Raw genomic sequence first — 12,157 nt, forward strand, 5'->3', positions numbered from 1 at the left:
GGGTTCTGATACCTGCTGCGTCGTCACGCCAGCTTCCCCAGATGCGCGTTAACGGCCTTCGCGGCCGCCATCAGCTCCGACAGTTCCACCACGGTCACCCCGGCTTCCACCAGCTGCTCGTAGCCGACGCAGTCGTCGACGAACAGGCTCGGTTCGCGCCAGGCGATGACAACGCGCGGAATGCCGGCGGCGAGGATCCGCTGCGTGCACGGTGTGCGGGACGCTCTGCGCTGGGAGCAGGGCTCCAGCGTGCTGTAGATCGTCGCGCCAGCGAGCCGCGGGTCACCCTCGGGGAGTTGAGCGAGGGCGACCTCTTCGGCGTGATCGCGGGGGCCGGTCGCACGGGAGTAGCCGGACGCCAGCTCGGTGCCGTCCTCGCCGACGATGACCGCGCCGACCGAGTAGGCCCCCGTAGCCGGAGGGCACAGAGCGGCGAGGTCGATCGCGCGCTGTATCCAGCGGAGGTCCTGGTCTCGGTCGGGCGCGTACATCAGCCGCGCTCCTTCGGGGCGTAGCGGACGAAGACGACGTCGTCGATCGCCCTGACTTCCAGCACCTTCATCCGGGCCGTCGATCCGCCGGGGTAATCGGCGGCGCCCAGGAAGCGGGCCGCCTCCGGCTGACCCACCAGCAGCGGCGCGATGGCCAGGTGCACTTCGTCGGCGAGGTTCGCGGCCATCAGCTGGGTGTGGATCGTGCCGCCGCCCTCCACCATGAGCCGGCCGACGCCACGGCGCCCGAGCTCATCGAGGACCAGGCCCCAGTCGAGGTCCGGCCCGACGCTGACGACGTCGGCGAGGTCCCCCAGCGTGGCGCGCACCTTCTCCACCGCATCGTCGACGGTGACGACCAGCTTCTCGCCGCCGTGGTGCCAGAAGTTCAGGTCGGCGGACAGGTCCCCGGTCCGGGTCACCGTGACCTTGAGCGGGTAGGCCGGCTTGCCGTCGGCGACGCGCTGAGCACGGCGCTCATCGCTGTTGACCAGGAGGCGCGGGTTGTCCTTCCGCATGGTCGTCGCGCCGATCAGGATGGCGTCGGACTCCGCGCGGACCTGGTCGACGCGGTCGAAGTCGGCAGCATTGGACAGGCGCAGCCGCTCGGGGCTGGCGTCGTCCAGGTAGCCGTCGACCGACATAGCGGCGGAGAGGATGACGTACGGACGCGTGGTCATGAGTGGTGGGATCCGTTCTTCTCAGGATTCGTGGGCGAGTAGGCCGTCGAAGTGCGCACGGAACTCCGCGACCTCGGGCTGGCGCTGCCAGGGGACCAGCGCCTTGTCGAGACGCGTGAGTTCTCGGACGATCCGGCCTGAGCCCGTGTCGTTGGCTACGGTCAGGGCCTGGAGGCCGACCGCGGCCGCCTCATCGGGGGCGCCAGCACCAGCGTGGGCCACAGCAGCCCGAGCCAGGTAGACGCCTCGGTCGCGGTGGTACCCCTCGGGCAATGCCCTAATGGCGCTGGTGAAGACCTCCGCGGCCTCCGCATGCTTGCCCAGCACCTCCAAGCCCTGCGCCCGGTGGACCTCCACGTACTGCTCGTTCAGCCACACGCCCCAGGGGGTCGTGTCGCCGGAGACGCGATCGAGAGCGTTGCGAACGTCGTCGATCGCGCGCTCGCTGTCGGTCGATTCGCCCCGCAGCGCGTGCCCGTACGACTCGTAGGTCCGGGCGACGGCAGCCAGTCGGCTGCGGGGACGGGCCATGCGTTGCGCGGCTTCGGCGAGGTCGACGACGTCGACCAGGTCGCGCATCTCGCCAGCGAGCTGTGCTTTGCGGGCCATCACGTACGAGGTCAGGTCGCCGTCCCCGACGGTGTGGCTCCACTGGAACGCGCGGTCCAGCCAGAACTGCGCGCTGTCGAAATCGCCCAAGTCCTGGTAGAGCCAGGAGGCGAATTCCGCGTACTGCGTCTGGAGCTCCATGAGGGCGTGGCGGTCCGTGCCCTTCGCGTCCTGCCGAAGCTGCTTGATGTCCTCGATGTGCTGGCGGGCGGCAGCGATGGCCCGGCCGGGGCCGAGGAGGTTGTCGTTGTCGATCAGCAGTCGACGTGCACGCTGGAAGTGTTCCACCGGCGTGCCGCTGTAGGCGGCAGCCGACCGTGCAGGCCGCGTCAGGCCCGGCAGGGAGCTGGCAGCCGCTGGCGTTCCGGTGCCCAGCGCAGCAGCTGCGCCGAGTCCCATTCCGCCACGCAGCATCGCGCGTCGATCCAGCGCCACGAATACCACCGATCCATCCCGTAGACGAGCGGGGACAAAGATCCCCTCATCGTCCGACGTTGCCCGCTGGGACGCGGCCATGGCCAGGTCCACCGATGATTCGGACACATGGAGCCCTGAAACGGACACATGGCCCCGAGGGGAATCATCCGAGCCGATGCGCTCCCACAGCTCGATCAGCAGGCCGTGGGCGTTGAGCACACGGTCCAACTCCTCAACCTCGGAGCGGTACTTCGGGGCGCGCTTCGCGTTCTCCCATTTCCACAGCTTGGAGTACGAGCAGAAGGTGGCTTCCGCAAGGCCGCGCAAGCTGAGGCCACGCCGCTCGCGGAGGTCGCGCACCGTGTAGCCGAAGCGGTCCAGGGGCGATGCCTCCGGGGTCAGAACGTTCGGCTTCTGCCCCACGCTGATCCCCCTCCATGTCTCCTATCGGTGTGTCCAGCGGCTGGACACATGTCAGACCTAGAACCAGCTCCGTGGTCGGGCCTACAACTTTGCTAACGAAGTTGGACCGGCCAGGGAGGGACGAACATGCGCAACGGGACGCGAGGAAGGACGTCAGTCGCTTCGGCCCTTCTCGATCCGTTCGAGGCGGTCGGCGAGGTCGGCGACCTGCTCCTCAAGTGCCCTGAGAGCGCGGGCAGTCGAGTCCTCGCTGGACTCGGAGGCGGTCTCCGTGACGAAGGAGCCGCGCCCTTGGTGCGAGTAGATGAGCCCAGCCGTGCGCAGCTCGGTCAGGGCTCGCTGGACGGTGCCGGCCGCGACGCCGTACTCCTCCGCCAGCTCCCGAGTGCTCGGCAGTTTCGTCCCCGCGGTCAGGCGACCGGAGCGGATCTTGTCGCGGACATCCTGAACGATTCGCTGGTACGGCTGCACGGCCTCGTTGCTCATGAGCGACATCGTAGGTCGACCCCCTCGCCTTAGCTAGCTTCCATAGCTTCCTCAATCAAGCACTTGACACGCCCCCGACTGTATCAGCTAAGTTAGGTATGCCGACAAGGTGAGCGGGGCGGCAAGGCCCCCACCTGCCACTTCCTGGGATCACGTAGAGCCCGAACTCGAAGGGAGCACCACCCCATGAACACCACCAGCCGCCCCACCGCCGGCCTCGCCACCGAGAACTTCGACGCTGAGACGCTCGCGCTCCTGGAGGCGGTGGAGGTGCCGCTCCCCGACTTCGGCGACCTGGACCTGGACGTCGCCTTCGGTACGCCGCTGGAGATGTTCGAGGCTGGCACCCTCCCCCACGAGCGGCTGGACGGCCTGGACATCACCGCCGCCGTCGCCGCGATCGAGGCCCGCGAGAGCCGCATGCTCGCCGCCCGCGACATCGTCGCCACCGACCCGACCGCCACCGAGCTGGTGCGCGAGCGCCTGGTCGACGTGCTCCTTCCCTACGCCGCGCAGCTGCGCATCACGCGGCCGGCCTCCGCGGCGCCCCTGCCGATCGCGGCCTGATCCTCCCCGCACCACCCGCCGGGTCTTCGGACCCGGCTCCCCCACCCGGAACCGCCCCCGCGGGCGGCGCCGGATGAGGGAGCCGGACACGGTCCCCGCCAGCACGAGACGCCCTGGGCGAAGCCCTCCACCTCGGTGGGGGGTGGGGTTCCCCTCCACCTCGGTGGGGGGCCTAGGAGTGGCTGTTCCTTCTCAACTGAATCAGCGAACATCCGGCGCTACGACTAGCCGGCACTCCCGAGCAAGAGATCTGCGGAGGGGTGCCACCAGGTGAGTCCTCTGGTTGAACCGGCCCAGTCCGCAGGGGATGCGGACCGCCAGCCCGCAGGCGAGATGCGGGACAGGCAACAGCGACAAGCCAGCCCTGCCGCGTGCGCAGCGTCGACTGCGATCAGCTTCCGCAGCACCTTTTCCCATGCCGCCCTCACGGGCGTACAAGTGATCCGACCGCGCGGTGACACAAGGGCGAAGATCGCGGGCCCCGCTGGAAGTACCACGACCGGTTCGAGTCCGGTCCGGGGCACTGCGGCCCACGTGCCGCTCGGAGCCGGGCATCCGCCCCGCGTCCGAAACGACGACAACCCCAGGGATCGGACCCCCGGGGCTGTCGAGGACCTGCATGGAGGCCCTGTTGAACTCCCTCAGCGTCGCACAGAACGACGACACCACCGACCCGATCATCGAAGAGGCCTTGCGCCGGGCCCGCGCCGGGAAGTGACCGCGATGGACTGGCGACACAACGCGGTCTGCCGCGAAGAGGACCCCGAGCTGTTCTTCCCCATCGGCAACACCGGCCCGGCGCTCCTGCAGATCGAGGAGGCCAAGGCCGTCTGCCGCCGCTGCCCGGTCATGGAGCAGTGCCTGCAGTGGGCGCTGGAGGCCGGCCAGGACGACGGCGTCTGGGGCGGCCTGTCCGAGGACGAGCGCCGCTCCATGAAGCGCCGCGCCGCCCGCAACCGGGCCCGCTCCGCTGCCTGACCCCGCCAACTACCCCTGGAAGAAGGCGACATGCGGTTCCTCTACCTGCTCGGCATGGCCGGGCCGTTCATCGTCCTCGCCGCGGTCCTCCTGGCCCGCTGACCCCGCTCCGCTTCCTGCGTTGCCCAGTCGCCACCGGCCCGCCCCGCGCGGTCCGGTGGCGGTGGAGAGCGAAGGAGCACCCGCCCCTCAGCTCGGTTCGGCCCTCGCGGCTGGAGAGCACTTCCCCGACTCCCTGTCCCTGGAGGACCTCGTGATTGCACTGCCCCTGTTCCTGCTCGCCGGTGGCGCCCTCTGGCTGTTCTGGCGCTCCGACATGCGAGCGGGCGTCATGATCGCCGCGCTCGTGTGTGGCTACGCCCTCGCCACGTCCCCGCTCGCCGGGGCGATCAACGGCATGGGCCACGGCATCGGTACCGCGATCTCCAATGCCAACGACAACAGCGCCGCCAGCAAGTGACCTTGTGCCGCTTGCCCGTGGCTCCGCACCGCGAGGTGCGGGCCCGCGGGGAGGTGACAGCCCCCGACCCGTCCGCACAACCCCCGAACTGGAAGGAACCCACCCCGACATGAGCGACAGCGACAGCGGCGAGAAGCTCGGCTCGAACCTCTCGGAGCTCATCAAGCAGCTGGAGAAGATCGAGTTCACGAGCGACCGCGACCTCTACCAGTACGCCCGGATCCTGCGGGCGATCGGCCTGGAGCTCCACATGCGGATCGGCATGGACGCGGACATGGTCGGCGCCATCCTCGCCCAGTACAAGGGCAAGTGGTGGACCTTCGGTGCCCAGTCCAAGATCCGCGCGAAGCTCGTGTCCGCCCACCTCAAGGGCGGCGCCTCCGCCGCGAAGGTCCTCGGACTGAGCGGCGTGAAGATGTACGCCTCCTTCGTCAAGCACTTCATCCAGCCCGAGATCGAGGCTGAGCGGAAGGCGCGCGAGGGCAAGGGCTCGAAGAAGCCCGGATTCTCCATCGGTGACAAGCCCAAGGGCGCCGCCGGGCGTCCGGGCGAGGCCGGAAGGGCAGCGTGATGGCTCGCCGTATCTCCGCACGAGCGAAGAAGATCGACACCCGTACCGAAGAGGAGCAGGAGTCCTCGAGGAAGGCATGGGTCACCTACGGCGGGCCGTGGGGCATCAACATCGGCGGCTGCATCGTCGCCGAGACCGCCCACATCATGCTCGCCACCACCCCGGCCTCCCTGGCGCTCGCCGCGCTCGGTCTGGCCGGCACCGGCGCGGCCCTGTCCAAGCTGATCAACCACATGGACCACAAGGCCAAGCGCGAGAAGGACGTCCGCATCCTCCACCAGGTCAACTCCATCGCCACCACGGCCGGGGTCACCCTCGGCACCGTGGTGGGCCTCGAGGGCGCGACGCTGGGCACCTGGATGCTCGCCGGGTCCGGCCTGTGCATCGCCAACCACCTCTGGTCGGCGCTGTACAAGAAGGGCTCGGGCGAGAAGGCCGACGGCAAGTGGGCCAAGCTGGAGTCCGAGATCGGCCTGGCCAAGCACGAGCTCCAGGAGGCCAAGTCCAACGGCAAGGGCACGGTCGTCGCCAAGATCGAGGCGAAGGACGGGGCCACGGCGGACGAGTTCGCCCGCCGTATCCCCGCCATGACCTCCGCGCTCAAGCTCGGGCAGGGCCGCATCACCCACACCGTCGACGACGACGACGCCTCGCTGATCACCATGCGGGTCCAGGTCGCCGACCTCCTCAAGGAGGGCTTCGCCTGGCCCGGCCCGTCGGCCTTCGGCGCCGGGTTCGGCGACATGCCGATCAACCTCGGACGGTACGAGGACGGCGAGACGCTCAAGCTCAACCTGCCCGGCATCCTCAACGACCCGCAGGAGGTCAAGGGCGGCGAGAACGTCGAGCACTGCGTCGCCCAGGGCGTCAACGGTGCGGGCAAGACGGTCGGCAACTCGATCATCGTGACCGAGGCCGCCACCCGCACCGAGGTGTCCGTCATCGTCATCAACTGCTCGAAGTTCATGCAGGACTACGGGCACGTCCGGCACGCCGCCGACATGGTGATCACCAACGAGAAGGACGCCCGTCGGTTCTTCAAGCAGATGCACACGGTCATCAAGGCCCGCGGCGAGTACCTCGCGGCCAAGGGCCTGGCCAAGTGGAGGCCCGGCTGCGGCCTGAACTTCCTGCTGATCATCGGTGAGGAGGCCGCCGACTTCGCCGACGGCGACGCCTACGGCAAGGTGCTGCGCACCCTGCGCTCCACCGGCGGCTGGTTCCTCTCCTCCATCCAGCGCGCCACGCACGACCAGATGGACACCACGGCGCGCTCCAACCACCCCGCCGGCATGGCCTACGGACTGTCCGACGGAGCGGAAGCCCAGTACGTCCTGCCGCCCGAGGCGATCGACGCCGGCGCCTTCCCCGGCTGGGCGAACAGGAAGCCCGGCTACCTGTACGCGGCCGGGATGGGCATCGCCGAAGACCGCTGGGCGGTCACCGCCCGCACCTACAACGCCGACCGCCCGACGCTGGCGGCCGCCGTCACCGCGGGCATGAACGTGCGCACGCCCATGGACGCCACGACCGCTGAGGCGTTCGGGGCGCTGTGGACCAACCGCACCTTCTACACCACCCCGCTCCTGGAGGGCGACGCCGACGGAAGCGGCGCCTTCCCCCAGCAGCCGGCCGCCCCTGCCGCCCCGGCGGCGGACCTGGCCTCCGAGTACGACGCCGACGACGAGTACGAGGAGGACGAGGACGTGGAGATCGACCCGGACCTGCTCGCGAAGGAGACCGAGGACTTGGACGAGGAACTGCGGCAGATCCTGGCCGCCGACCCCGAGCCCGGCGCGTACGACCACCTCAGCGTCGAGACCGAGATCGAGGCCCCGGCCGACGACGCCCCGGTCTTCCAGCTGCCCGGCGCGGTGGCCGACGAGGAGAAGCTCTCCCCCGAGGACACCAAGGTCGCCATCTTTGCTCGCCTGGATTCTTGGGTGCGCGAAGGTAAAGACAACTTCGAGCCCAAGGAGCTCAACGACCTGTGGATGCGGGTCAACAAAAAGGGCGCCCGCGACTGGTGGAACCGCCTGAAGAAGCAGCTCCTGGACGACGGGGTCATCGCCAAGGACGAGTCCGAGGAGGGCTACGGATCGTACGACCTGATCCGCTCCCCGCTCGAAAACGGCAACTGAGAGTCACTAATCTTGGGAGGGGCCGCACAGCGCACACCGCACTGTGCGGCCCCTCCCTTCCCTTAGGGAATTTCCAGTGTGCAGGCCCGCACACAGGTGATTGATCCCGGTTTGCACCCTGTGCAGTGTGCGCCGCACACTCGCCCCGCACACTACGGAAGGTAATCAATGAGCGCCCCGACCGCTCCCCGGCCGAAGCAGGCCGGGCCGCCCAAAACCGCCGCGCCCGTCAGTGCGGACGACGCCAGCAAGGCCCGGAAGTCCATCGCCAAGCTGGACGAGGTCCTGGCCATGGTCACCAAGGCGCTGCTCACCCTCGGGGGCGGCGCTTTGATCTTCACTTGTGTGAATGTGACCCGGTTCGGCGTCTCCCATGAGATCCCCTGGTACATCGCCTGGATGCTGGACCCGCTGGCCAGCCTCGCCCTGATCACCGTCCTGTACGTCGACGGTGTCCTCGCAGAACACGGCGGCGACTACAAGCCCGGCGGCTGGCCGTTCCTGCTCCGCTGGACCGCTGGCCTCTCCACCTGGGTGATGAACTGCTGGACGTCGCTCTACCCCGACGGCCACTTCCACTTCATCCCCCAGAAGCCGGACGCTGGCGGCATCCTGCTCCACTCCGTCGCCCCCGCGCTGCTGATCCTGCTCGCGGAAGCCGCCACCGGCTACCGCAAGTACGCGACCCGGCGGCGCGGCGAACTGACCGCGATCATCGCCCAGTTCGAGACCGCGAAGGCCACCGAACGCGAGGCCGCCGAAAAGCGAGCCCGCGAGGAAGCAGAACGCGAGGCCGCAGCCAAGCGCGAGGAGGCAGAACGCGAGGCCGCCGCGAAACGTCAGGAGGCAGAACGCGAGGCCGCCCGGCGCGAACGCGAGGAAAACGCGAGGCTCGAAAACGAGCGGCGGCAGGCAGAAATCGAGGCCGCCTCCCGCACCCGCCGCGAAGAAATCGAGGCAGAACGCGAGCGACTCGCACTCGCCGAGCGCACCGCAGAAATCGAGGCGACCCGCCTCAAGGCCGAAGCCGAGATCGAGGACCGCCGCCGCCGCGAGCAGTGGGAGCGGGACCAGGCCGAACGGGACCGTGAGGCCGCCCGCCAGGCCGAGATCGTTAAGGCAGAAGCGCAGGCAGAGGCGCTGCGCAAGGAAGCCGACGCCCAGGCGGAGGCGCTGCGCAAGGAGGCCGAAGCCGCCGCTGAGGCTGAGCGGATCAAGGCGGAGGCTGAGGCCCGCGCCCTGGAGGAAGCCGAGAAGCTCAAGCGGCAGCGCGTCCTGGAGCGGGCCGCCGCCAAGGCTCGCGGAACCTCGGAAAGTGCAGGCGCCCGCGCCTCGATTTCTTCCGGCCGCCCCTCGGAAAGTGGGGTCGCGCTCAGCGCGGTGCCCGCCCTGACCGCCTCGGAAAACGGCGGCCGGATCCCTCGCGAAGTGCGCGAGAAGCAGCGTGACGAAGCCGAGCGGTACATCGCGAAGTGCTCGCTGTCCGGCATCACGCCGGACCTGGAGCGCCTCGCGAACCAGTACGGCAAGGGCGAGACGTGGGTCGGAGACCGCGTCCGCGCGGCCAAGCGCCGCCTTGCGGAAGAGGACGGATTCGAGGAGTCGGTCATCGCCGACGCCCTGGACGTCTTCGAGGACGACAGCGACAGCGACAGCGCCGGTGCGGCATGACCCACCGGCCCGAAGAAGAGGAAGAGGACACCGTGGACACGGACTTCGAGTTCGACTTCACCCACCTGGGCACCGAGCCGGTCGCCCTGCTCCCCAAGGCCGGCCCCGAGCACCCGCCCACGATCCTGCTGCGCCGGGACGCGCTGCTGCCCACGCGGTGGCGCCAGCTCACCGACTGAGCGGCGCACCCACCGAGCTTCGACGGCTCCACTGGCCTCCGGGGATGAAGAAAGCACCCCCGGAGGCCGGTGAAGAGGCCGAAGCCTCCCCGGGCGAATCTCACGCCAAATGACACCGCCCGAGCTCCCCAACGAGGAGAGGTCCCATCATGCCGTCTTACGGCGAGCAGCCCCAGCCCACCTACTACCCGACGCCGCTGCCGCCCCAGTACGGGCAGGCGCCCGTCCCCGCGTACGGCCAGCAGGTCGTCCCGCTCCCCCAGGGCACGGTCGTCTACCCGTCGACCGCCGGCATCGACGGCGTCGTCATGGTGCCCGGCCCGAACGGCCAGCACGTCGCCTACTACACGGCGCCGCCCGCCCCGGCCCCGCAGCCCTACGTCTCCCCGCTCCTGGTGAAGGCCGCGCTGGTCGCCTTCATCCTCGGCATCGGCGGCGTCGGCATCTACTTCCTGGCCGCCGCGTTGATGGAGCTCGTCAAGGCGCTTGTGCTCCTGGGCGTCGTCGTCGTGGGCGGATTCGTCCTCATCAAGATGCTGGTCACCGGCCCCGGCAGCGGGCGGTCGATCAACGTCAACGCTCGGGGACGCGCCAAGGTGCAGGTCCACACCGGCCGCGGACACAACCGTGGCCGCCGCCGCTGAACTTGCGTCCCCGCCGGCCGTCCGGGACGTCGACCTCTACGCCGACCCCACCGGCGCCCTCCCCGTTTTTCGCTGGAGGCAGGCACCGAAAGGGCTCGCCACCCGGCGGCAACTGCGGGAGCGGCGCTTACGGCCCGGCGGCCAGGACCCGGTCGCCGTCATCGAATGCCGGGGCGGCAAGCGCAAGGCGTGGCTGTACGAGATCGACAAGGCCAAGCCGATACGGCCGATGACCTTCGCCAAAGAGGTCGCCCTCGACAAGGCCATGGCCAAACGGCAGACCTGCCCGTCGTGTTCGAGGCGGTACTACCACTGCCTACCGTTGCGCACCCTCGGCTCGTGCCTGGAGTGCTACGACGGCACCCCGGCCGCGCCCGGCAGCTACATGCGCCCGCCCGGCGAGCACCTCGCCGCCGCGGCCTGAACCCCCTCCCGCGTCTGCCGGTTGCCTGATCCACCCGCCGTTTGCGGGTGGTGAAGGGGAGTCGGTGAGCCCGGCCCGTCCACGTTCAGCACCACCTCGTCCACGCCGTCGACCACCGTGAAGGAGAACCCGGTGAGCGAGCCCGACAAGCACGAGCCCGACCCCGCCATCCCGCCGCTGGACACCATCGACGACAGCCAGCGCGTCCCGCCGCCCCGGAGGCCGGCCCCGCCCCGGCCGCGCCCGATCAAGGCCGCCGACGACATCCCGCCCGGCGCCATCGCCGCCTTCGGCGTCGTCGGCCTGGTCGCCCTGCTGCTCATCCTCAAGTGGGGCATCCCCAAGGGCATCGACTGGTACCACCACCAGGACTGGGCGTGGTTCACGCAGTGGACCGCCACCGTCGCCGACCCCGTCCACGCCTACCTGAGCGCGCACACGGTCGGCCTGCCGCTGACGGCGACCAGCGGGTTCGTCATCTGGCAGGGCGTTGGCGCCGCCTCCCTGCTGCTGTCCTGGTTCACCGGCGCCGTCGGTGCCCGGCTGACCTGGACGGCACACGGCGCCTGCTCGGTCTTCATGGTGTGGGACGCCGCCCCCGCCGCCGGCCGCCCCGTCGCCGCCGCCCTCGCGGTCCTGGCCTGGACGATCGGCAGCCTCTTCGCCCTGCGCGGCCTGTCCCTTCGCCCGCTGATCCACCTGCACAACCACAACCACCCGGCTCGCTGATCTGACGACTGCCTGATCCACCCGCCCCACACACGCGGGCCGGGTGGTGACGGGGAGCCGGACAGCCCGGCCCGGATGGGAGTCGCACGTGACCACCGCCCCCCTCACCATCAGCGGCGACCGGAATCTGGACGCCGCCTGCGCCACCGTGAGCAGCGAGATCGCCCGCACCGACAGCAAGGCCAGCCTGCTGCTCGCCTTCGACGGCGCGGTCCTCGCGGGTCTGGCCAGCGTCGCCGACAAGGACCTGCCCGTGTTCACGAAGGTCGTCGGCGCCCTGGCCGTCCTCGCCCTCGCCGCCGCGGCGGTCTTACTCCTCCTGGTCGTCAGGCCCTGCCTGAGCGTGCCCGGCCGCCCTGCGCCGGGCACCTTCCCGCAGTGGGCGCGCCTGGAGGAAAACGAGCTCCAGGAGGCGATGGGCCAGGACCACCGCCCCGCCCGCGTGAGGGCGCTGTCGATCCTCGCGGTCCGCAAGTTCCAGCGCCTGGCCCTCGCGGTCGACGTCATCCTCGCCGCGCTCGCCCTGCTGACCGTCGCCGCGATCGGGGTGCTGGCGTGAGCACCGCCGCCAGCTTCGTCATCAGCTACGCCAGCCTCGCCGGCGCCCTCGCCATCCCGTTCGTGATCGCCGCCGCCCGCCGCACCGCCGCCCGCATCCACGCCCAGGCCGACCAGAAGGAGCAGTAA

Annotated in this window: 16 protein-coding genes; 12 read left to right on the top strand and 4 right to left on the bottom strand. The window is 69.9% G+C overall.

What is annotated here, in order from left to right:
* Positions 1 to 23 precede the first annotated feature (23 nt).
* The 4 genes from ACZ60T_RS32875 to ACZ60T_RS32890 all read right to left on the bottom strand — a co-directional run bounded on the left by ACZ60T_RS32875 (position 24) and on the right by ACZ60T_RS32890 (position 3,106).
* Positions 24 to 491, bottom strand: coding sequence for a dCMP deaminase (locus tag ACZ60T_RS32875; protein ID WP_469669287.1), 468 nt, complete (start codon positions 489 to 491; stop codon positions 24 to 26).
* A complete protein-coding gene (locus ACZ60T_RS32880; RefSeq protein WP_469669288.1) occupies positions 491 to 1,171 on the bottom strand; it encodes a RibD family protein in 681 nt (226 codons plus the stop codon). Before ACZ60T_RS32880 ends, ACZ60T_RS32875 begins: the two co-directional genes overlap by 1 nt.
* Before the next feature lie 21 nt (positions 1,172 to 1,192).
* Positions 1,193 to 2,620: a helix-turn-helix domain-containing protein gene (locus ACZ60T_RS32885; RefSeq protein WP_469669289.1), complete on the bottom strand. Its 1,428-nt coding sequence runs from the start codon at positions 2,618 to 2,620 to the stop codon at positions 1,193 to 1,195.
* 153 nt (positions 2,621 to 2,773) lie between these two features.
* On the bottom strand, positions 2,774 to 3,106 hold the full coding sequence (locus ACZ60T_RS32890) for a GntR family transcriptional regulator (protein WP_469669290.1): 333 nt from the start codon (positions 3,104 to 3,106) through the stop codon (positions 2,774 to 2,776).
* A 186-nt stretch (positions 3,107 to 3,292) separates the two neighbouring features.
* Between ACZ60T_RS32890 and ACZ60T_RS32895 the strand changes: the two genes are divergently transcribed.
* The 12 genes from ACZ60T_RS32895 (at position 3,293) to ACZ60T_RS32950 (ending at position 12,157) form a co-directional block, all read left to right on the top strand.
* The gene (locus tag ACZ60T_RS32895; RefSeq protein ID WP_469669291.1) at positions 3,293 to 3,673 is read left to right on the top strand and encodes a hypothetical protein; all 381 of its coding nucleotides are present in this window, start codon (positions 3,293 to 3,295) and stop codon (positions 3,671 to 3,673) included.
* 723 nt (positions 3,674 to 4,396) lie between these two features.
* Complete coding sequence (locus ACZ60T_RS32900) at positions 4,397 to 4,651, top strand: WhiB family transcriptional regulator (RefSeq protein WP_469669292.1); 255 nt, start codon at positions 4,397 to 4,399, stop codon at positions 4,649 to 4,651.
* A 121-nt stretch (positions 4,652 to 4,772) separates the two neighbouring features.
* Positions 4,773 to 5,111: a hypothetical protein gene (locus tag ACZ60T_RS32905; protein ID WP_469669293.1), complete on the top strand. Its 339-nt coding sequence runs from the start codon at positions 4,773 to 4,775 to the stop codon at positions 5,109 to 5,111.
* A 109-nt stretch (positions 5,112 to 5,220) separates the two neighbouring features.
* Positions 5,221 to 5,682 (top strand): hypothetical protein, encoded by a 462-nt coding sequence (locus ACZ60T_RS32910; RefSeq protein WP_037663175.1) that lies wholly within the window; start codon positions 5,221 to 5,223, stop codon positions 5,680 to 5,682.
* The gene (locus ACZ60T_RS32915; protein WP_469669294.1) at positions 5,682 to 7,823 is read left to right on the top strand and encodes a hypothetical protein; all 2,142 of its coding nucleotides are present in this window, start codon (positions 5,682 to 5,684) and stop codon (positions 7,821 to 7,823) included. The genes ACZ60T_RS32910 and ACZ60T_RS32915 overlap by 1 nt, the downstream gene beginning before the upstream one ends.
* Before the next feature lie 168 nt (positions 7,824 to 7,991).
* Positions 7,992 to 9,494 (top strand): hypothetical protein, encoded by a 1,503-nt coding sequence (locus tag ACZ60T_RS32920; protein ID WP_469669295.1) that lies wholly within the window; start codon positions 7,992 to 7,994, stop codon positions 9,492 to 9,494.
* The gene (locus ACZ60T_RS32925) at positions 9,491 to 9,673 is read left to right on the top strand and encodes a hypothetical protein (protein ID WP_331737956.1); all 183 of its coding nucleotides are present in this window, start codon (positions 9,491 to 9,493) and stop codon (positions 9,671 to 9,673) included. The genes ACZ60T_RS32920 and ACZ60T_RS32925 overlap by 4 nt, the downstream gene beginning before the upstream one ends.
* 149 nt (positions 9,674 to 9,822) lie before the next feature.
* On the top strand, positions 9,823 to 10,317 hold the full coding sequence (locus tag ACZ60T_RS32930; RefSeq protein WP_469669296.1) for a hypothetical protein: 495 nt from the start codon (positions 9,823 to 9,825) through the stop codon (positions 10,315 to 10,317).
* Entirely contained in the window at positions 10,301 to 10,741 is a 441-nt protein-coding gene (locus ACZ60T_RS32935; RefSeq protein ID WP_469669297.1) for an RRQRL motif-containing zinc-binding protein, read from the top strand. The genes ACZ60T_RS32930 and ACZ60T_RS32935 overlap by 17 nt, the downstream gene beginning before the upstream one ends.
* A 132-nt stretch (positions 10,742 to 10,873) precedes the next feature.
* The gene (locus ACZ60T_RS32940; RefSeq protein WP_469669298.1) at positions 10,874 to 11,470 is read left to right on the top strand and encodes a hypothetical protein; all 597 of its coding nucleotides are present in this window, start codon (positions 10,874 to 10,876) and stop codon (positions 11,468 to 11,470) included.
* 88 nt (positions 11,471 to 11,558) lie between these two features.
* A complete protein-coding gene (locus ACZ60T_RS32945; protein ID WP_469669299.1) occupies positions 11,559 to 12,029 on the top strand; it encodes a Pycsar system effector family protein in 471 nt (156 codons plus the stop codon).
* Positions 12,026 to 12,157 carry a hypothetical protein gene (locus ACZ60T_RS32950; RefSeq protein WP_260421819.1) on the top strand — a complete coding sequence of 44 codons (132 nt, stop codon included), beginning with the start codon at positions 12,026 to 12,028 and terminating at the stop codon, positions 12,155 to 12,157. The genes ACZ60T_RS32945 and ACZ60T_RS32950 overlap by 4 nt, the downstream gene beginning before the upstream one ends.

The organism is Streptomyces sp. NPDC104371 (assembly GCF_055583785.1).

What these genes read in the sequence shown, in the direction of transcription:
- ACZ60T_RS32880 (WP_469669288.1), bottom strand. Translation starts at nt 1,171, where the DNA reads ATGACCACGCGTCCGTACGTCATCCTCTCCGCCGCTATGTCGGTCGAC.
- ACZ60T_RS32920 (WP_469669295.1), top strand. Translation starts at nt 7,992, where the DNA reads ATGAGCGCCCCGACCGCTCCCCGGCCGAAGCAGGCCGGGCCGCCCAAA.
- ACZ60T_RS32910 (WP_037663175.1), top strand. Translation starts at nt 5,221, where the DNA reads ATGAGCGACAGCGACAGCGGCGAGAAGCTCGGCTCGAACCTCTCGGAG.
- ACZ60T_RS32925 (WP_331737956.1), top strand. Translation starts at nt 9,491, where the DNA reads ATGACCCACCGGCCCGAAGAAGAGGAAGAGGACACCGTGGACACGGAC.
- ACZ60T_RS32900 (WP_469669292.1), top strand. Translation starts at nt 4,397, where the DNA reads ATGGACTGGCGACACAACGCGGTCTGCCGCGAAGAGGACCCCGAGCTG.
- ACZ60T_RS32890 (WP_469669290.1), bottom strand. Translation starts at nt 3,106, where the DNA reads ATGAGCAACGAGGCCGTGCAGCCGTACCAGCGAATCGTTCAGGATGTC.
- ACZ60T_RS32875 (WP_469669287.1), bottom strand. Translation starts at nt 491, where the DNA reads ATGTACGCGCCCGACCGAGACCAGGACCTCCGCTGGATACAGCGCGCG.
- ACZ60T_RS32930 (WP_469669296.1), top strand. Translation starts at nt 9,823, where the DNA reads ATGCCGTCTTACGGCGAGCAGCCCCAGCCCACCTACTACCCGACGCCG.
- ACZ60T_RS32915 (WP_469669294.1), top strand. Translation starts at nt 5,682, where the DNA reads ATGGCTCGCCGTATCTCCGCACGAGCGAAGAAGATCGACACCCGTACC.
- ACZ60T_RS32895 (WP_469669291.1), top strand. Translation starts at nt 3,293, where the DNA reads ATGAACACCACCAGCCGCCCCACCGCCGGCCTCGCCACCGAGAACTTC.